Here is a 17,916-nt window from a genome sequence, read left to right as displayed (position 1 = left end):
CGCTTAGACACTGTCGCTATGTCGTACACGCGCTGCCGTGATACGCATGCAGTCACAAGGTGATTCGCATCATCGAAGCGGCATCGAATCGGAGCAGGATGGGCCCTCGAGCCTTTACTGCCGGGCCTGCTGACCGAAGGATACGCAAACGCCGAGCACTCTCGATCCGGCCGCACCGTCTCCATGCCGTTCGACGCTGATCATGGGTCTGTGTCCGACCACCGGATACATGGCGAGCAGTTTGGCCTGCAATGCCTCCGCATCCAACCCAGGCTCCAGCCGCACGCGACTGTCCGTGCAATGCACGGTGATTTGCAGCTGCCGGGACCGCTCGCCTTGGCCGTCGATGCTGACCGTCAGCATCGACGCTGCGTTGGCCTGTGCGGTCTCATGCGCAATTTGCCTGGCGCAGCCGACAGCGAGGACGGTCCCCACCACGCGCAGCATAGTGCGCAATTCCGGCATAGTGACATCGGAGCACGTGACATCCGCATGCGCGTCGACCCCATATCCGGCTGCCAGCGCACGCACCGCCTCGGCGACCGCCTCAGCTGACAGATCGGAAGGAGAGATCTGATCATAGGCAAGCGTGCCGAGCAGGAACGGAAGCACATCCAGGCCTCCCACGCCCCTGTCCGTTTCACCTTGCTCGCGAATGGCGGCGGCGAGAACGGGTTCGCTGATGTCGAGCGCACGGCGAACCAATTCGCTGCGCTGCTCTTCCTGTGCGCGCCGGTATTCCCGATCCTCGGCGATCACCTGCCGGCTGAACAACGAAACCTCGCCGATGAGCAGCAATGGCAGCCCCGCCACCAGTAAGAACGCGGGCGTCATACCGGTGAAAAGACGTGCCTCACCGGGCAATCCCACGGCAAGCTGCACCAGCAGCCATCCCGTGAGCGCCGGTCCAGCGAGCCAGCGCACCCAAATACGGAAGCGTTCGGACATCCGACTGCGTGACGGCTGCAAAAAACCTGTGTCATACAGGAAGGAGCGCGCCAGCGATATCTGGTAGAGCGTCACTCCCAGCCACACGCCAAGCACTCTCCAATCGGCAGCAACCGATGACCCTGTGCCCAACAATGGCAGAATGCCCCATATCATGCATGTCGGGAACAAAATCACGATATAGAGCATGGCCACGATGCCGCCTGCATTCAGCAGCACATTGTGCTGCAGCTGCAGATCTCGGGCCGTCCACCACCAGCGCAAACCGGCCATGCGCAGGAATCTGCGCCACCGAGCCGACCAGTCGCCCATCTCCGTCACTAGCTCCACCAGCGCGAACGCCACCGTCCCCGTCATCGCCGCCAGCGGCCACCAGGTATGCCAGCCGCCCACCGGCAGCGTGCCCAGACATAGCGGCAGGCCCAGCAGCAGCCGGCTTCGCGCGAATCGCCAATCATACGGGTGCTGGCGCGCATAGTTCACCCGGTACACGAACTCGCCTGACGGCAGTCCGTACAATCCCAGCTGCTCTGGTATGCCATCGCCGATGCGAATGCGCCCCATGCTCCACCTCCCGTCCAGAGTCCTGTGCTGCCGGAGCAGTCGTGCCCGATACGCTGCCCTATGCGCTCAGCGGCGCAGTCGCGTATGTCTCATCCCATACAAGCACCAAATGCCGCAAACCAGCCAAAACTTTTCATCTGAAAGGTTTTTCGGCATGGATGCGCGTACGTGCTACGCCGCATTTCCCGCGTTATTACGGCCCTGTATACGGGAATTGCGTTCAGGGCCGTTCACCATGCGTGACTCCCACCGGGTGCGGGTGTGACGCGGCAATGTGCGCATGCAACGCAATTGGGGGTTTCCGGGAAATCCCGGAAACCCCCAATCCCAACCGATTTGCAGTCGGCGGCTAGGCTATACAAGCCAAAGGAATCAGATCTGCATCTGCATGTTCTGCGAACGGCGGGCGCGCATGGCGCGACGCTTCAAAGCGCGGCGCTCGTCCTCGCTCAGCCCGCCCCACACGCCATAATCCTGATTGGTGTCCAACGCGCACTTCAGGCAGGCATCGATCACCTTGCAGGTCCGGCACACGGCCTTGGCCTCTTCGATCTGCTGGTACGCCGCCCCGGTATTTCCCACGGGGAAGAACAGCTCCGGATCCTTGTCGCGGCATGCCGCCTTCGCGCGCCAGTCAAAAGCACTGCTCATCAAATTCGCCTTCCTGTTGAAACCATGGCACATGAACGTGCTGCCATGATGTCATCGCTGTGAGTTCCCTACTAGATAACCACGAACGCATCGAATTTTCAAGGGTTTTCGCTCAACTTATCCGGTTGTCCTGGTCGCCTGCGTTTCAGGAACCACGCGTCCGAGGGCTGAGACATTGGACGCGTGTCGCGTTGCCGTCACGCAGGAACACGGCTCGGCCAGGCGTTGCCAGAGCTCCGGCATCGAAGGAGGCAAGCAGGCCTGCCGGGATGCCGTTCATGAGATCGACGGCGCGTTCGCCAGTAGGCATCACAATCCGGGTCGTGCAATGCTCGGGTATGCGCAGATGCCGCGAGGTGCGCATGGCGAACACCACGGTGATCGCGGAATCGGCCAGCGCTGACTGGAATCCGCCCGCAACGGGATCTGCGCAGAAAGGCTCAAGCCATGCGTCGGCGTCGTCCACCAGCCAGACGGCATGGGGCTGAGGGGAGGGCTCGAGGGAGTCGGCTGCGCAATGGCGTCCGACGGCTGAGCCAGCCGTCGTAGTCGTCTCTAATGATGCAGCCGTCTCGCGGCACGGCGAGGACGCAGAGAGCGATGACGCAGGAGGCGCAGAAGCTCCGCCGGCGGATCTGCCCGCATTCCCGTTAAACCAGACGGCATCCAGCCCATCCACAGCGTGCGCCTGCTCGTATACCGTTCGCAGCAGCGTTGTCTTGCCGCGGCCTTGCGTGCCGATGACGGCGATATTGCCGCAGCCGATGGGCAGCATCGCCGCGTCGAGCGCCACGCCGGTGTCGCCGAGCGCGAATGGCACTGCTGAGCGCGAGGCCGTGGGGGAGCGGCCTAGGTGCTTGGCTATGTCATGCACCATGCGCGGCAGCGGTGCGGTGAACAACGCGGCAGCGGCACTCCCACCGCAAAACCTATGAGCCAGCCGCATCGCTCGAACAAGACGTTCGATGCTGCGCGGCGCGGCGCAGCGAATGGCGGTCAGCTCGCCGCCATCCGTGCAGTAGGCCGCGCCGGGAAGCTCAGGGGGAATTGTGGCGGCTCTGGTGTCTCCAAGCAATTCGCTGGACTGAACCCCGTCGCGCACGCGCAGACATATGTTCAGACTCATATTGGCCTTCATATTGGCGCTGACCTGCCCCATCGGGTTCTGCGTGCAGGCGATGACGTGCATGTCAAGCGAGCGGCCCAGCGAAGCGATGCGCGTGAGCCTGTCGACATAATCGGGAAGCTGGCTGCTCAGCGCGTGGAATTCGTCGACGACAATCACCATCGCCGCAGGCCGATCGTGCAGCGCTCGCAGATCGCCCGCACGTCGCTCGGCAACCAGCCGCTCGCGTCGTTCGAGCTCCTGCTCGACAGCTAGCAGCGCGCGTGCGGCATGGCCCAGATCGAGATCGCACACGCTGCCGACTGCATGCGGCAGCTCTTCGAGCCGATTGAATGCAGAACCACCTTTGAAATCCAGAAAGACAAAATGCAGCCGTTCCGGCGGGTTGGCGAAGGCCATCGCCAGACACCAGCTTTGCAGCAGCACCGATTTGCCTGATCCGGTGGTTCCCGCGACTAAAGCGTGCGGCCCCTGTCGCCGGAGATCGAGAGCATGCACGCCTTCGCCCGACATGGCCACCGGGACCCGCAGACTTCCCGGCTGCAGCCAGCGACGGACCACGCTTCGCCATATCAACGAATCCTCGTCCAAGCCGAGCAGTGCTTCCAAGGTCCGCAAGCTTAAGGAGCGCATATCGTCACGAGGCGTTTTCATCTCACGATCTTCGGCCGGCACCGCCGAAGCGTTTGTCTTTGCAGACGCCATCTTCCTAGTGCGTATGACGGTCAGCACCGCCACCAGCGTTGCCGCCAGACCAGGCAGCACCATCAGCGCGAACAGCCAGCGGCGCTCTGCCAGCATCACCGCTGCCATCATGGCTTGGGCGAGGGCCGGCGCGCCATAGCGCAGCACGAGCATGCCGGAAGACTTTTCGCGCCCATGCCGTTGGCGCTGATGGGCTGTCCGATGGCCAGCCTGATGTCGGCGTGTGTTCATGTCTTCAGTGTGAAGGCAGGCGCAGCTGCGGCGCAAGCGGTTCCGGGGGATGTGGTCGAAGGCTTGGGGTGTCGGCGTGTCGCGCTGTATCTCGCCCTTTTGAGGTTTGTCAGGGCGATGAAGAATTCTTGCGGCAAGCAAATGTGGCTCATCCAAGGGCTATTGCCGCAAAAGTCTCGCCCGCGAATGCCGCGGGCATATCACGCTGCATCAGCCGTATGGAGACGCGGGAATGCCCCTGACCGCGGATCTTCATGCCTTCGTCCAGTCAGCGCCACGCCGACACCGATGCGGCCAGGCCTACTGCTGGAACGTTTCAGCCAATGTGCCCACAGTGCCGGGCGCATGCGTGCCCTGCGCGAGTTCGTTGAACAGCGCATGGTTCTTCGCGTCGTCGAGCAGCACCGAAGAGCCGACGCCGTCGACGTAATAATCCGGATCGCTCCAGTACACGCTTCCGTTGATGCCTTTCGCGCCGGTGGCCGAGCGGAACGCCAGCGCCATCTGCAGCAAGGTGTAGGGGCTGGCACTCTGGTCTACGGTGATGGATTTGAGCGCTGCCGTGGCGACCTTGTTCAGCTTGCCCAGATTGGTGAGCGTGGAGCGGTTCGCCGCTTTGCTGATGATCGCCCCGATGACCTGACGCTGGCGCGAAGCCCGCCCGAAGTCGCCCTGGGGATCCGAATAGCGCATGCGCGAGAATGCCAGCGCGGTGCTCCCATCGGCAACATGACAGCCTGATTGCCAGTTCAGCCCGGAGTCCACGTCGTTAACCGTCTGGTCGTAGCACAGCCGCACCCCGCCCAGAGCGTCGACGATTCCCTTGAGTCCGCCGAATTGGATCAGCGCCACATGGTCGACATGCTGGGCCGTGATATCTTCGACCTGCGAGACCAGCGCCTTCTGGCCGGCGGCCTGCGCAACCGCGTTGATCTTCATGTAGTCCTCGCCGACGTTCACGAGGGAATCGCGCGGGATGGAGATCAACGAGCTGGGACCGGATTTGGGCTTGGTGAGCACGAGGATGGTATCGGTGCGGAATCCCACGGTGCCGTCATCGCCAGTAGTGCCGTCGCGCTTGTCGGATCCCAGGATCAGCCAGGTCTCCCCTGTCGTGTCGGCGTGGTTGGTGACCCAATCGGATTTGTTGAGCTGTCGGTCGACCCAGTTCCAGGTGCCGAACAGCGCCAGAATCAGCAAGGCGACGATTATCGCGAGGGCGATGAACAGTCGGCGAAGGCCGCGATGAGGCCGTGTGCGGACCACGTCTGCCTGTGCGGAACCCACGCTTCCCAACCTTCCGGCGATATGTGGCGATGGCGTGGAATTGCGCGCTTCGCCATGCTTTCCGGGCCTCGAAGAGCGTGCTCCGACATCCCGCAATCCCGAATCCAGCGCCTCTGGGCGCCGTGCCCCTGATCTCGATGACGCTTGCTGAGCCGCCGATCCGGCTTGACTCGTAGAACCTGCGGAACGTCGGGCCGTGCGCGGAGTCTGTGGGTAAGGAGCGTGCGACACGGTGCGCGAAGAGCGTGCAGGCTGAAAACTTGGCGCCGACGGGGCCGCATGCGCGTCGTCATGACGCGGCGAAGTCTGATGCGGCAGCTGCTGCGACGATTTATCCGGCGTCTGCCGTGACGACTGTCGAGAGGAATGCGAAGCCTGTTGAGCGGAACGCTTCGAGGAGGACGACCGGCGCTTGGCCTGAGGAGTGAAACGCGCAGGCTCGCCTGCTTCGGGAACCGATGCCGACGACTCCCGAGAGCCTCTGGGCTCCTTGGCTGGCGGCATATCCTGGGGCGAGCGGCGCTTGCGCGTGGCAGCGGGAACGAAGCTCGGCGGTGTAGCCGGCGTGTTCGTTCCGTCCGTTTCCTGGCTCATATTCCCCTCCAATGCGCGAGTCCGTTCCACTTCTACTCGGCTGGTTTACCTTCTCGCGCGTCTCGCCTCACTTCTGCGCAGGAACGGCACATACCGTGGAGTTGAGATAACGGTCCGCGATACCGAGGTATTCGCTGGTATTCGGATCGGTGATCGTGCCGTCTTCAGGGTTGACGATGCCGCCGGTGTTCGGATCGATCAGCGTGCCGTCCGACTCGGTGATCAGCCCGGTCTTCGGATCCGGAGTCGGTGCCGGGCTTTGCGTCGTGCCGTCCGTCGCGGTGGTTTGCTCGTCAGTGGCGCTGGGCGATTCGCTTGGCGTCGCCGAAGGGGTGCTGCTGCTTGCAGCCGCCAGAGTCAAGGGCTGATGGTTGCGCAGTTTGGCCCACACCGCGTCGGCGTCGGCGGTCCACACCCTGCGGTTGGGATCGCTGGGGGCCTCGGCGACAGGGATGGTCTGTGCATAGAAATGCGAGGGATCCAAGTTCCTCAGGCTGATTGCCAAGCCGACCAATGTGGAGATGCTGCCAAGCCCGCTGCTGAAGTTCAGGGAACCCAACGCCGCTTTTGCCAGCTGATAGAGCTGGCCGGTCTGCGTGAAGAGATTTTTGCTCAGCGCCTCGTTCATCAGCTGCTTGACCAGATACTGCTGCCGCGTCGTGCGCATGACGTCGGTGCCGTCGGTCCCCGTGCCGTGCCGCATGCGGGCATACATTGTGGCGTGCAGGCCGTCGAGGTGCTGCAGGCCCTTTTTCAGATCCAATTCGGTGAAGGAATCTTGCGTATCGACCGGCACGCACACGTCAACGCCGCCGACCGCATCGATCATGTCCTTCAGTCCTTGGAAATCGACGATGACGAACTGCTGCAGATCCAGTCCGGTGAGCGCGTTGACCGCGTTGAGCGTGCAGCTGGCCGCGGACGGGAGCCCGTCGCCCGCATCCCAAGCGGTGGAGAAGATGGAATTGAACATCACGCCATACTGCGCTGGAATCGTGCCTTTTGGAGTCTGGCAGCTGGGGACATCCACCAACGAGTCGCGCGGAATTGAAACCAGATTGATGTAGGAGCGATCCGCGCTGATCTGCACCACCATCGAAGTGTCGGCGTTGTGGCTGCCCGCGTCGGCTGCGGTGCCGCCGCTCAAGGCCTCATTGCCTGATCCGTCGCGCGTGTCCTGGCCAAGCAGAAGGAAGGATATCGGTTTGCCCGCATTCGGATCGATCGGTTCGGCGGACTTCCCGCTGGGCTGGGGGAGCACCGGTATCACGTTGTACTGGTGGCCAAGGTCGATGACAGCTGGGGCGATGGCCGCCGTGAGAAACACCAGAGCCGTCACGATCACGGTGGCCGCCATGCTGAGCGCCGTGCGCCGCACGCGATATCCGGGGCTGTGACGTGGACGCGTATCGCGCCAGCCATGCAGATCGGGGAGTCGGTCATCGCTGCGATGAGAAGTCACGCTGTTGCCTTCCTGCCGTCCGGCATATGCGTTGTGCATGTTCCAGCCGAGAGCCTGTGAGTACTTGAACCCCTAGATTCTATGTCACTAGCTTGAAAAAAACTGAGAACGCGTGCTTCCAAGGCCATACGTTTACGAAATCCGCGCCTGAATGAGCAGCGGTTGCGGAGGTTGTGCGGCGAATCCATGTACGCGCGACAGCTGCAACGCGGGCAGACCGACAGACGAGCGCCGATTATTGCTAGAGCTCATTATCACAAAGTCTGTGAAAACGCTGTATTGACACGCATAAGACTTGACAAGGCCCAAGTCGCACGTGTGTAATTTAGCACAACTGACATGAATTCAAGCGTAGGCAGGATACGACATGTGGGGTGTCATCGATGATTCCGAGGAGGGACCGCAGACCAAGGGCGCGCTATGGGGATTGTTCCGCCCGGACGAGGATCTGTCATGGCAGCATCGGGCGCTGTGCTCGCAAACGGACCCTGAGGCCTTCTTCCCCGAAAAAGGCGGTTCCACACGGGATGCCAAGCGCGTCTGCGAGCAATGCGAAGTGCGCGAGCAATGTCTCCAATGGGCGCTTGAGCACGACGAACGGTTTGGCATATGGGGCGGCATGAGCGAGCGGGAGCGCCGACGCTACAAGAAAGAACGCAGGAGGCGGGCCTGAAGCGCGATCGCAAGCCTGCGTACACTGGACGTATGAACGCAACAGGCAACGTCGATATCCAACAGGTGTTGGCTCGGGTCATCGCGGCTCGTCCCTATTCGCATCGCCAGGATGTGGAGCCCGGCGTGGCGGCAGTCATCGCCGTCGAGCAGGATATGCGCTTTTTCGAGGCCACAATGGGCGCGGTGCTGACCCAAAGCATACTGCCCCAGGTCATCGTCGTCGCCGACTGCGCGGATCGGGTGAAGGAGCCCATGCAGTCGCAATTCGAGGTTATTCCCACGCCCGCAGGGCTGGCCAGCCAAGTGCCGGAGGCGAAAACGGTCAGCGTGCGGCTGGTCGGGGTCGACGATGCCTCCTCATTCGGCGACGCGGTGTCCAAGGCCCTGGACTATGCCCATCTGGGCAATAGTCTGCGCGGCGTGTGGATGCTGCACGACGATTCACGCCCAGCCGACGCGCACTGCCTAGAGAATCTGCTTGAAACATGGCGCAACGCGCCAACGGCGGCCTTGCTCGGGGCCAAACAGCTGGACTGGCAGGCCGAAAATCTGCACGACGTAGGCGCCTATGCCGGCAGGCATCGCGTCGAAAGCCTCGTTGTGGACGGTGAGCCGGATCAGGAGCAGTACGACGGCAGACAGGACGTCTTCGCGGTTTCCCTTGCTGGAGCCCTGGTGCCGATGCGGACGATGCACATGCTCAATGGCGTGGATCCGTGGTTCGGCACCTACGGCGAATCCGCTGATTTCTCCCGGCGCATCTGTCTTGGAGGTTCGCGCGTCGTGGTGGTTCCTTCCGCGCGCATCGCCCATCGGAGGGTGCGCTTCGAAGGGATTCGCACGCAGGAGGGCAAGCCCGTTGACGAGCGCTACCCGCAGAACACCGCCATGTCGGTGCTGCGCGCCGATCAGCGCTACCTTTACACGGATGTGCACCGCGCCTGGTGGCCGCTGCTATGGCTGTGGAGCCTGATTCGAGTGCTGGGCCTGGCCGTCCGCCATCTTTTCGGCAAAAGACCCTATGAGGCATGGTGTGCGCTGCGGCTGCCGTGGTATGCGCTTGCCGATATGCCGGCGGCTTTCAAGGCGCGGGGCAGAGTGAGGCGCCAGAGCGCCACGACGCTGAAGAGGCTGCCGACGCTGACGGCCGACCGCCATCAGCTGGCGCAGTGGCGGCAGCGACGCGAGGCGCTGGAAAGCCAGCGGCGCACCGTGCTGCTCAGCTCGTTGGCCAAGAATCATCTGCGGCGGCGTGCGCTGGCGCGATTCGGCGCGGCGGGGGCGATGGCATTCGCCGCTTTCGCGCTGATCGCCGTGCTGTACTGGGATGTGCTACGTGCAGCGGTATCCGGCGGGTCGCTGTATTCGCCGCATCTCGTGCCTACGCAGGCCGGATTCCTTCAGCTCGTCCAGTCCGCCACGACGCCATGGGTGTTCGGCGCTTCGACCGGGGTGCCCGCGCCTCCCGCGCCATGGCTGCTGGTCTGGCTGCTGACTTCGCTGGCGACGCTGGGCCATGCCGCGCCGGCGCTTTCCTTGCTGTTCTTTGCCTCCGCTCCGATAAGCGCGTTGTCATTCTGGGCCTTGGCGGGAGTCTTCACGCGTTCCGACGCGGTCCGAGTGGTCTCCGGACTGCTGTGGTTCGCGGCTGCGCTGGCTTTGGGATTCTACGGCAGCGCCGATCTGGCGATGCTGACGGTGATGATGTTCCTGCCTGCGGCCTTCGCCTTCGTCTTCCGGGCCGTGGGCGTGTACCGCACTGAAGAGCCGGTGAAACCGCATTCCTCGGCACAAGCCGCCGCATGCTCCGCGCTGTGCTTCATTCCCGTGGTGGCAGCCGAGCCGCAGCTGCTGCTGGCGCTGATCCTGGCATTCCTCGTGTTTCTCGTGCTCATGCCGAGGCATCGCTCCATGCTGCTGCTTATTCCGCTGCCCGCCGCTTTCGTGGTCGCGCCGACGCTGGTCAATGCGGCGCGATATATCCGACAGGGCTTCTGGCGTCAGCTGTTCGGCGATATCATGCTGCCATCCTCTGCGGCGAACGGGCATCCGCGGGCGATGGATTTTGCCGATATGGCATCTTCGGCTTTTGGCGTGTCGCTGGCCGGTGAAACCATGCGAGGCTGGGAGACTTGGCTGGGCGTAGCCGGTCTCATCGTGCTGGCTGTGCTGGTGGCGCTGGCGGTCGTCGCGCTGTTTCTGCCGTTCGCGCTGCGCGTCTCGCGCATGATGTGGGTGGTCGCAGTCTTCGGCATCGCTTTGGGACTGGTCTCGTCGCGGGTCGTCGTCGCGGTGGACGCCGATGGTCCCGTGGCGGGTTCGGTGACGCCGGGATTCGTATTGGCGCTGTTCGCTGTGCTGTGCTGCGCCTGCCAGGTGGCCGGGGGAGCCGTCAAGCATTATGAACTCCTGCCGCAGGCGGCGGCGAGCAGCCGGGCTGCTGTTGGCAGTGCGTCGGCCATCGCGTTGCCCATACGCGTGGGGCGCGCCGTGCTTGTCGGGCTGCTCGCCCTCGGCTCGGCGCTATGGCTTGGATTGGGCGTGACGAGCTCGAACGCGCATCAGGTGGCGGTGAGCAACGGGGGTCTTCCAGCGGTCGCCGTCGATTACCTGAGCAAAGGCGAGGGGCATCGCATCCTCGCATTGCACGTCGACTCAGCGGCGAGCGTGTCGTACAGCGTTGCACGCACCGGCCGAGGCGATCTCATCGACTCCTCGGCAGCGCAGCGCACGCAGGTCGTCTCAGGGGTGAGCAACGGCGACGATGAAACGCTTTGCGAAATGAGCGCGAGACTGCTGGCCGACATGGACAGCGATGCAATCGCGCGCATCGGACGGCTCGGCTTCGGCGGCATCTATGTCGCCACAGGCGAAGGCGGCAGCCAGAGCCGCCTGAGCGAGGCGCTTATCACCCATATCACCGCTTCTGACGGCGTGCAGGCCGTGGTGTCCAATGCCTCAGGGGCCTACTACCGACTCACTGCGCTCGGACCGCAATCCCAAGGCATTGATATGACACGGCAGCAGACGATCGAAGGCAGTGTGTGGCGACGCGCCTGGCTATGGAGCGCCGGTCTGCTGCTGGCGCTGTACTGCCTGGTCGCCGTGCCGCGGCCGGACAGGCGTCTCAGGGAGGTCAGGGAGGAATCATGAGCGAAGCACCTCGACGCATTTCGCGCGGAGCCGGGCGGGTTCGCCGCGTCATACTTGCCGTGATCACCACAGTGCTGCTGGTTGCGCTGTTCGCGGCGCTGAGCGTGTTCCAGCTTGCGCCGCAATGGACGGACTCCACGGGCGTGGCCGCATCATCGCGCGGCTATAACGTGTCGCAGCGGCAGGTCACCTCGTACTGTCCGGCGCGCATGGCGCTGTCGGACGATGCCACATATGGCGACAGCGAATACCACGTCTCGCAGGGCAACATCGCTTCCGCTGCGCGCTACGCGGCGTTCGGCGCGGTCTACCAGTCGAGCGTCGGGCCGCTGAACGCCGATGGGGGCGATGAGACGTCGCTTGAAGACGCCGACGCTCAGGGCCAGGCGGATGTGAAGGTCGCCGCAGGGGATGCGGACCACGGCGCTCGGCTCGTGGACACGCGGCTGTTGCAGGCGCAGTCGGGCACCGGCAGCGCGGCCGCAATCGCCGCATGGGCGACGAAGGGGGATCTTAAAGGCATGTCCGCTGCATCCTGCGTGCCCACAGGTCTCAAGCAGTCGTTCCTGCTGCCTGATACCGCCACGGGCACCACGCAGCAGCTGGTCGTGGCCAACCCCTCGGCCAAGGCGACTTCGCTGCGCGTCGACGTCTGGGGATCCAAGCAAACCGGGACCATGACGCTGTCGACCGGCAGAACGCTCAATGTCGCAGCCTACGGCCAGTCGACTCTCGATCTGGCTGCGGGCGCTCCCGATCAGGATGCGCTGTTCGTCACGGTGTCGAGCCAGGAAGCGCCGATCGCCGCAGTGGTGCGTGTCGTGCATATGGACGGGCTGACCTCCAAGGGCTCGGATTTCGCCATGCCGCTGGGCTCCTCGACGAAGACGACGACGCTGGATGGCATCAGTGCGGGGGATTCGGTCGCGTTGCTCGCCTTCAGCAAGGAGAATGCGACGTTTGAGGCCTCATGGATGGGCGGCTCGGGACGCGGCAAGCCGCGCACCGCCCAGTTGACTGCGGGCAAGGTTTCCACGATCGACTTGGGAAAGGCGCCCAAGGGTGCTTCCGCGCTGTTGATCTCCTCGGATACGGCGCTGCAGGTCGCGGCGAAAATCACCGGCTCCGGACATGACGACAGCGAGGATTTCGCGCTGGTGAACGCCGTTCCCGCCGCTGCCTCCTCGGCTATCGTGCTGCCCGACAAGGTTGGCGGCGACATCATCGTCGGCAATCCCTCCGATGGACTGCGCAAGGCCACGCTGACCGCGTACGACGCCGATGGCCGGCATGTGGGCGACAATGCCCTGAAGATCGATGCGCACGGCGTGGCGCGGCTGGGCTCCAAGGATTACGGCGACAATGCCCGGCTGTTCGTGCTCGACGACAACGCGGGCCTGCAATGGGGCGTCAGGCTTTCGCAGGATGATGTGCGCAATGCCGATCTTCCCGACGTGGCGTGGCTGGGTCCGCAACCGCTCGAACCTCGGCATGCGCGCGTTCGCGCCGTTCCGAATCTGCTCACCGTACGCTGACGGGGCTGGCGGTTTTTCCTGCCGGGGTCTACATGCCCCAGTCGGGATCGATTTCCTCGGGGCGGCGGCCGTAGAGTTCGGCGATCTGCGACACCAGCTCGTCGCGGATCGCCCATTGCAGCTCCATGCGATTGGTCACCTGCATCTGCAAGGGCATGCGATACAGCACGATTCTGGCGGGTACGCCATGCTGTGCGGGGAAGCCGCGCGATGTCGTGCTCGACGCATCCTGCCATACGTCGCTCTGCACGGGCGGCACGTCTTCGACCGCGAATTGCACGGGTTTGACCAGCTGCGGCCACGCTGCGGACAGACGCCTGATCTGCGCTGCCACGATATCGTCGAAGAGTCCGCTTTTGGTGCGGTATCGAGGCAGACGGACGCCGAACATAGGGGTGCGGAGGCCCCGCCCGTGACGGTTTCGGTAGACATGGGCTTGCCAAGGTACGCGCGACATGGCCTCCACGATAGGACGAGGCGAGGCCATTTGCGATAGGATGATGAACTGAGGTAAACGGAATCGGGAGGAAGACATGGCTGTCAGCCGGGTACCGGTATGGACTGAACTTGATATGGATGAGGTAGGGGACAAGGCCAAAGTCGTCGCTTTCGACCTCGACAACACGCTGGCGCGATCCAAGAGGCCGATGAGCGCCGAGATGGCCCGGCGCATAGCTGCGCTGACTCGTCTCATACCGGTCGCCATCATTACGGGAGGGCGCTTCGAACTCGTCGACATCCAGGTGCTTTCCATGCTTGACGCCAGCGCCAACAGGGACAACATGCATCTGATGCCCACCAGCGGCACGCGATACTACCGCTGGAACGGCAGCGAATGGCATCGCGAGTATGCCTATGATCTCAGCGCGCACGACCGTCAGGCCGTGATCGCCGCGTTCGAGCGGCATGCGCGCGAGCAGGGTCTGTGGGCCGAACACGCGTGGGGCGAGCGCATCGAGGATCGCGGCAGCCAGATCACCTTCTCCGCGCTTGGGCAGGAAGCGCCGATCGAGGAGAAAGAGGCCTGGGACCCCGACAATGCGAAGAAGAACGTGCTGGCCGCCACGCTGGCTGCCGAATTCCCTCATCTTGCCGTGCACTCGGGCGGGGCCACCAGCGTTGACGTATCGCGACGCGGCGTCGACAAGGCCTACGCCATCAATCGGCTTGCCGCGATGCTCGATGTGCCGGTAAACGCCATCGTCTACATCGGCGATCGCATGGATCCGGACGGCAACGACTATCCGGCGGCCATGGCTGGAACGATTGCGATTCGCGTCTCCGGCCCCCACGACACGCTCAAAGTATGCGACGAGCTGATCGCGCGGCTGTCGTAATGGTGCAACGGGAGGCAGCGGTCAGATTGCCGCGTTCCAGCGCTAGCAATGCGGCAATCTGACCACTATCAGGAAGCTTGGCGTTCTTGCTGGACGGTTTCGTGCGTTTTGGGCGTTGAAACGCGGCGATCTGCCCAGTATCGGGTAATGCAGGGTTTTCTGATGCGTATGTTCCCCGGCGCGTGGCGGTGACGGTGCCTCTGGCGTGTCGTTTGGCCGGGCCTTCGACCACATGACCCGATTTCGCTGGCGCCGGCGGTGCCGCTGTGCGTAGGCTCGCGTCATGGATGATGATGGTGATGCCGGCGATGGCGGATTCCCACGGACGTCAGCTGCGGCTGGGCGGCGTATAATGCGCAGCGTGCTTGGCGCGGTGCTCAATGCGGTGCTGCCGCGAGGCTGCGCGGGGTGCGACATGCCTGATATGGTGCTATGCCCTTCGTGCGAGGCCGGCTTCTACTGCCTGAGGCGTTATGCGCTTGAGGGAGAGGCAGCGGGCTTTGGATATGCCTGCGCAGCATATCAGGGCACGGCGCGGCAGGCGATTCTGGCGTGGAAGGACCACGGTGACGAGGAATGCACGCGCGCATTCGCGCAGGCGCTTGCGGTATTGGCCTTGCGTGTCGGAGCAGAGCAGGCTGTACGCGGCCGGGAGCTTCTTCTTGTGCCCGCGCCCTCTTCGCGGCGTTCCGTCCGGCATCGCGGGCGATGGCATATGCTTCCGCTTGCGCGGCGACTGGCGAGGCTGCTGCGCGAGAGGGGCATCAATGCGCATGCCGCACCGGTGCTGACGATGCGCGGCGTAGCTCGCAAATCCGTGGAGATGCGGGGCTCTTCGCAACGCGCTGGCAGGGTCGGCGGGCATATCGTCATGCGGCGGGGCGCTAATGTCGAAGGATCGCTGGTGATGCTGATTGATGACATCGTCACCACCGGCTCCACGATGCGCCAATGCGTCGGCGCACTGCGAAATGGCGGCGCCGGCGTCCTCACTGCGCTCGCTCTGGCGCAAGCGGGCGTTTCGCAGACCCAGCCGCCAACTCGCAGTCAGATGAGGCGACGGCCTTCCTGCGGATGAAAGCTGCCCGTGACCACGCCCCAAACCGTTAGATCCTCAAGCGGCTCGGGATGGAAATCGGGATAGGCCGGGTTCTCGGCGTGCAGCACCGGGCTGCCGCTATGCAGCCACAGGCGTTTCACGGTGAGTTCGCCGCCGAGCATCGCAACGACCACGTCGCCGTGACGGGCCTCGAGCGAGCGGTCGACTACGAGCAGATCGCCATCCCAGATGCCCGCTCCCTGCATCGAATCGCCCGCCACCGTGACGATATAGGTCGCGCAGGGATGCTCGGTCACCTGTTCGTCGAAGCTGAAGCCGCCGGCGAAATCATCCTGCGCAGGCGAGGGGAATCCGGCATGAACCGATTCCAGAGCCATCGGCAGTCGCGTGGGCCGTCGGTGCGCATAGGAGCGCACCAGCACTGCCGTGCAGCGGTCGCGTCGCTCAATCGCAGCAGGCCGATGGGCGCGAGCGCAATGGGTGAGGGAAGGCTGAGCAAAAGAGGACTGAGTGCGAGGCGGATGAGCGCACATAGACTTGGCGTGTGCGCGCTGGTCGTGCGCAGGCCGAATGCTGACGGCATGCCGGGCGCGGCCGGATGCTGCGGTGCGGGCAAGGGATGCAGTGCTCATGGCCACTCCTTCAAACTCGAACATATGTTCGAACCATTATGAAGGACAGCCCGGACAGTTCCTCCTGGTCATTACTCCGCCGTGTGATACTTCGGCAGCGTGATCTCGAAATTGGCGCCGCGCGTGTCGTCCACGACCTTGACGGTGCCGCCGTGCAGCTGCGCTGCCCAACGGGCGATGGAAAGCCCCAGACCGGTGCCTCCCGACTCGGTGCCGGGACCGGTCTTGCCCTTGACGAAGCGGCGGAAGATGTCGGAGCGGGCTTCGTAGGGTATCTGCGAGCCGAAGTTCACCACATTGGTCACCACGGTGCCCAGCTCGTCGTCCTCGTGGGCTTCGATCAGCACGGTGGTGTCGTCGGCGGAATGCTTGAGCGCATTCGAGATGATGTTGGTGAACAGCTGGCGCAGCCGATCCTGATCGCCTTCGATCATGATGTCGGGCGCTATGCGCACTTCGATGTCGTGCGCATGCCCCGCGTCCGCGATTTCCAGCGGCTCCACGGTCTCGTCGATGAATTCCGCGAAGTCGAACCGCTCGATCTGCAGACTCGCCGCGCCCGCCTCCATGCGCGAGAGGTCGAGCAGGAAGGCGATGAGATCGGAGAGCCGATGCGTCTGGTTGAGGATGGCTTCGAGATTCGCCGGCGTCGCCTCGGTCACGCCGTCCGCGAGGTTTTCGAGCATCGCCTGCAATGCGGAGACTGGCGTGCGCAGCTCGTGGCTGACGTTGGCGATCATATCGGCCCGCATCTGGTCCGCGTGCTGCAGCTCCTCGGTCATCTCGTTGAAGGAACGCGCGAGCTGCCCGATTTCGTCGTTGCTGTCCGTGCCGATGCTGATGCGCACGGAATAGTCGCCGTCGGCCATGCTTTCGGCGGCGTCGCGCATCTGGCGCAGGGGAGCGATCATGCCTCGCGAGAAGAAGTAGGTGATGCCCAGCGCCACGGCCAGAGTGAGCGGCATGGCGATCCAGCCGCTCAAGCCCACTTTGAGCAGGAACCATGCCATCACGAAGGCGATGGCCGTGGCGATGACGATCAGCACGCTCAGTTCGAGCTTGAGCGAGGAGAACAGTCCGATAGGTCTGGCCGTTGTCCTCAGCGAGCTTGCGCGGCGGCGCAAGGATATGGGGTCAAAGGGCTTCGGTTCAAAGGACTTGGAATCGTGTGATTTGCATGGCATGGATTGAGCGCTCGGCTTATCGTTCGCTGCTGGCTTCGCCATCCTGCGGAGGTTCGAAGGCGTAGCCGACGCCATGCGCCGTGCGAATCATGTCGGAGCCGAGCTTGTGACGCAGCGCCTTGACGTGCGAATCGACGGTGCGCGTGCCCGAGGCGTCCGGCCAGTCCCACACCTCTTCGAGCAGCTTCTCGCGCTTGAAAACCGACTTCGGCTTGCGCGCCAGCGTCGCCAGCAGATCGAATTCGGTGGGCGTCAGATGCACCTGCTCGCCGTCCATAGTGACGATGCGCTGCCTCGGGTCGATGACCAGCGACCCGAAGTCGAGCACCTTTTCGTTTTCCAGGTTCTTGGCGATGATGGTGGCGCGCTCCACGCGGCGCAGCAGCGCCTCGCACCGGGCGATCAGCTCGCGCGGGGAGAAGGGCTTGGTCATATAGTCGTCGGCGCCTGCGCCAAGGCCCATCACCTTGTCGGATTCGGCATCGCGGGCGGTGAGCATGAGCACGGGCACCGGGCGTTCGGCCACGATGCGCTTGGTCGCTTCGACACCATCCATCACTGGCAGCATGATATCCATGATGACCAGATCAGGTTTCAGCTGGCTGGCTGCGCGTACCGCGCTTGCGCCGTCAGAGGCCACGCGCGCGGTCCACCCTTTCGCAGTGATGCGCTGTGCGATGGCCGTAGCCAGATCCGGCTCGTCCTCGACGACCAAAATCGTGCGAGGACTCGTCTGATGTGCCGAAGTGTTAAGCATGCAGGTTCCGCCTTT

The 17,916-nt window shown here is 63.7% G+C and carries 14 protein-coding genes; 5 read left to right on the top strand and 9 right to left on the bottom strand.

Features of this window, described 5'->3' with window-relative positions:
• Positions 1 to 114 precede the first annotated feature (114 nt).
• The 5 genes from BISU_RS02035 to BISU_RS02015 all read right to left on the bottom strand — a co-directional run bounded on the left by BISU_RS02035 (position 115) and on the right by BISU_RS02015 (position 7,607).
• Complete coding sequence (locus tag BISU_RS02035; RefSeq protein ID WP_024462874.1) at positions 115 to 1,512, bottom strand: hypothetical protein; 1,398 nt, start codon at positions 1,510 to 1,512, stop codon at positions 115 to 117.
• A gap of 372 nt (positions 1,513 to 1,884) precedes the next feature.
• The gene (locus BISU_RS02030; RefSeq protein ID WP_024462875.1) at positions 1,885 to 2,163 is read right to left on the bottom strand and encodes a WhiB family transcriptional regulator; all 279 of its coding nucleotides are present in this window, start codon (positions 2,161 to 2,163) and stop codon (positions 1,885 to 1,887) included.
• A 145-nt stretch (positions 2,164 to 2,308) separates the two neighbouring features.
• The gene (locus BISU_RS02025; protein ID WP_081672604.1) at positions 2,309 to 4,225 is read right to left on the bottom strand and encodes an FtsK/SpoIIIE domain-containing protein; all 1,917 of its coding nucleotides are present in this window, start codon (positions 4,223 to 4,225) and stop codon (positions 2,309 to 2,311) included.
• 300 nt (positions 4,226 to 4,525) lie between these two features.
• On the bottom strand, positions 4,526 to 5,830 hold the full coding sequence (locus BISU_RS13075) for an LCP family protein (RefSeq protein ID WP_428829333.1): 1,305 nt from the start codon (positions 5,828 to 5,830) through the stop codon (positions 4,526 to 4,528).
• A 343-nt stretch (positions 5,831 to 6,173) separates the two neighbouring features.
• The gene (locus BISU_RS02015) at positions 6,174 to 7,607 is read right to left on the bottom strand and encodes an LCP family protein (protein WP_051245935.1); all 1,434 of its coding nucleotides are present in this window, start codon (positions 7,605 to 7,607) and stop codon (positions 6,174 to 6,176) included.
• Positions 7,608 to 7,935: 328 nt separating this feature from the next.
• Between BISU_RS02015 and BISU_RS02010 the strand changes: the two genes are divergently transcribed.
• Genes BISU_RS02010 through BISU_RS02000 form a run of 3 tightly spaced genes read left to right on the top strand, consistent with a single transcriptional unit; the run spans position 7,936 to position 12,931 of the window.
• Positions 7,936 to 8,241 carry a WhiB family transcriptional regulator gene (locus BISU_RS02010; protein WP_024462879.1) on the top strand — a complete coding sequence of 102 codons (306 nt, stop codon included), beginning with the start codon at positions 7,936 to 7,938 and terminating at the stop codon, positions 8,239 to 8,241.
• Positions 8,242 to 8,273: 32 nt separating this feature from the next.
• Entirely contained in the window at positions 8,274 to 11,396 is a 3,123-nt protein-coding gene (locus tag BISU_RS02005; RefSeq protein ID WP_024462880.1) for a glycosyltransferase family 2 protein, read from the top strand.
• A complete protein-coding gene (locus BISU_RS02000) occupies positions 11,393 to 12,931 on the top strand; it encodes a DUF5719 family protein (protein WP_024462881.1) in 1,539 nt (512 codons plus the stop codon). The genes BISU_RS02005 and BISU_RS02000 overlap by 4 nt, the downstream gene beginning before the upstream one ends.
• Positions 12,932 to 12,959: 28 nt before the next feature.
• Here the strand turns inward: BISU_RS02000 and BISU_RS01995 are convergent, their stop codons facing one another.
• A complete protein-coding gene (locus tag BISU_RS01995; protein WP_081672606.1) occupies positions 12,960 to 13,388 on the bottom strand; it encodes a metallopeptidase family protein in 429 nt (142 codons plus the stop codon).
• A gap of 76 nt (positions 13,389 to 13,464) precedes the next feature.
• Here BISU_RS01995 and BISU_RS01990 point away from each other — a divergent pair, with 76 nt between their 5' ends.
• Together BISU_RS01990 and BISU_RS01985 are read left to right on the top strand one after the other, a co-directional pair.
• Positions 13,465 to 14,268, top strand: a complete 804-nt coding sequence (locus tag BISU_RS01990) for an HAD-IIB family hydrolase (protein ID WP_024462883.1) — start codon at positions 13,465 to 13,467, stop codon at positions 14,266 to 14,268.
• Between the two features lie 283 nt (positions 14,269 to 14,551).
• The gene (locus BISU_RS01985; RefSeq protein ID WP_024462884.1) at positions 14,552 to 15,346 is read left to right on the top strand and encodes a ComF family protein; all 795 of its coding nucleotides are present in this window, start codon (positions 14,552 to 14,554) and stop codon (positions 15,344 to 15,346) included.
• Here the strand turns inward: BISU_RS01985 and BISU_RS13070 are convergent.
• The 3 genes from BISU_RS13070 to BISU_RS01970 all read right to left on the bottom strand — a co-directional run bounded on the left by BISU_RS13070 (position 15,316) and on the right by BISU_RS01970 (position 17,901).
• Positions 15,316 to 15,960, bottom strand: coding sequence for a LexA family protein (locus tag BISU_RS13070; RefSeq protein ID WP_226839078.1), 645 nt, complete (start codon positions 15,958 to 15,960; stop codon positions 15,316 to 15,318). The two genes, BISU_RS01985 and BISU_RS13070, sit on opposite strands and share 31 nt — an antisense overlap.
• Positions 15,961 to 16,031: 71 nt before the next feature.
• Positions 16,032 to 17,186 (bottom strand): sensor histidine kinase, encoded by a 1,155-nt coding sequence (locus BISU_RS01975; RefSeq protein ID WP_226839077.1) that lies wholly within the window; start codon positions 17,184 to 17,186, stop codon positions 16,032 to 16,034.
• Positions 17,161 to 17,901: a response regulator transcription factor gene (locus BISU_RS01970; protein ID WP_024462887.1), complete on the bottom strand. Its 741-nt coding sequence runs from the start codon at positions 17,899 to 17,901 to the stop codon at positions 17,161 to 17,163. The genes BISU_RS01975 and BISU_RS01970 overlap by 26 nt, the downstream gene beginning before the upstream one ends.
• Positions 17,902 to 17,916 lie beyond the last annotated feature (15 nt).

This window comes from Bifidobacterium subtile, from assembly GCF_000741775.1.
Taxonomy (GTDB): Bacteria; Actinomycetota; Actinomycetes; order Actinomycetales; family Bifidobacteriaceae; genus Bifidobacterium; species Bifidobacterium subtile.
Note: the sequence above shows the minus strand (reverse complement) of the source record. Positions and strands in the feature narration are given on the sequence as shown.

What these genes read in the sequence shown, in the direction of transcription:
- BISU_RS02025 (WP_081672604.1), bottom strand. Translation starts at nt 4,225, where the DNA reads ATGAACACACGCCGACATCAGGCTGGCCATCGGACAGCCCATCAGCGC.
- BISU_RS02005 (WP_024462880.1), top strand. Translation starts at nt 8,274, where the DNA reads ATGAACGCAACAGGCAACGTCGATATCCAACAGGTGTTGGCTCGGGTC.
- BISU_RS01995 (WP_081672606.1), bottom strand. Translation starts at nt 13,388, where the DNA reads ATGTCGCGCGTACCTTGGCAAGCCCATGTCTACCGAAACCGTCACGGG.
- BISU_RS01990 (WP_024462883.1), top strand. Translation starts at nt 13,465, where the DNA reads ATGGCTGTCAGCCGGGTACCGGTATGGACTGAACTTGATATGGATGAG.
- BISU_RS02000 (WP_024462881.1), top strand. Translation starts at nt 11,393, where the DNA reads ATGAGCGAAGCACCTCGACGCATTTCGCGCGGAGCCGGGCGGGTTCGC.
- BISU_RS02030 (WP_024462875.1), bottom strand. Translation starts at nt 2,163, where the DNA reads ATGAGCAGTGCTTTTGACTGGCGCGCGAAGGCGGCATGCCGCGACAAG.
- BISU_RS02010 (WP_024462879.1), top strand. Translation starts at nt 7,936, where the DNA reads ATGTGGGGTGTCATCGATGATTCCGAGGAGGGACCGCAGACCAAGGGC.
- BISU_RS13070 (WP_226839078.1), bottom strand. Translation starts at nt 15,960, where the DNA reads ATGAGCACTGCATCCCTTGCCCGCACCGCAGCATCCGGCCGCGCCCGG.
- BISU_RS01975 (WP_226839077.1), bottom strand. Translation starts at nt 17,186, where the DNA reads ATGGCGAAGCCAGCAGCGAACGATAAGCCGAGCGCTCAATCCATGCCA.
- BISU_RS01985 (WP_024462884.1), top strand. Translation starts at nt 14,552, where the DNA reads ATGGATGATGATGGTGATGCCGGCGATGGCGGATTCCCACGGACGTCA.
- BISU_RS02015 (WP_051245935.1), bottom strand. Translation starts at nt 7,607, where the DNA reads ATGCACAACGCATATGCCGGACGGCAGGAAGGCAACAGCGTGACTTCT.
- BISU_RS02035 (WP_024462874.1), bottom strand. Translation starts at nt 1,512, where the DNA reads ATGGGGCGCATTCGCATCGGCGATGGCATACCAGAGCAGCTGGGATTG.
- BISU_RS01970 (WP_024462887.1), bottom strand. Translation starts at nt 17,901, where the DNA reads ATGCTTAACACTTCGGCACATCAGACGAGTCCTCGCACGATTTTGGTC.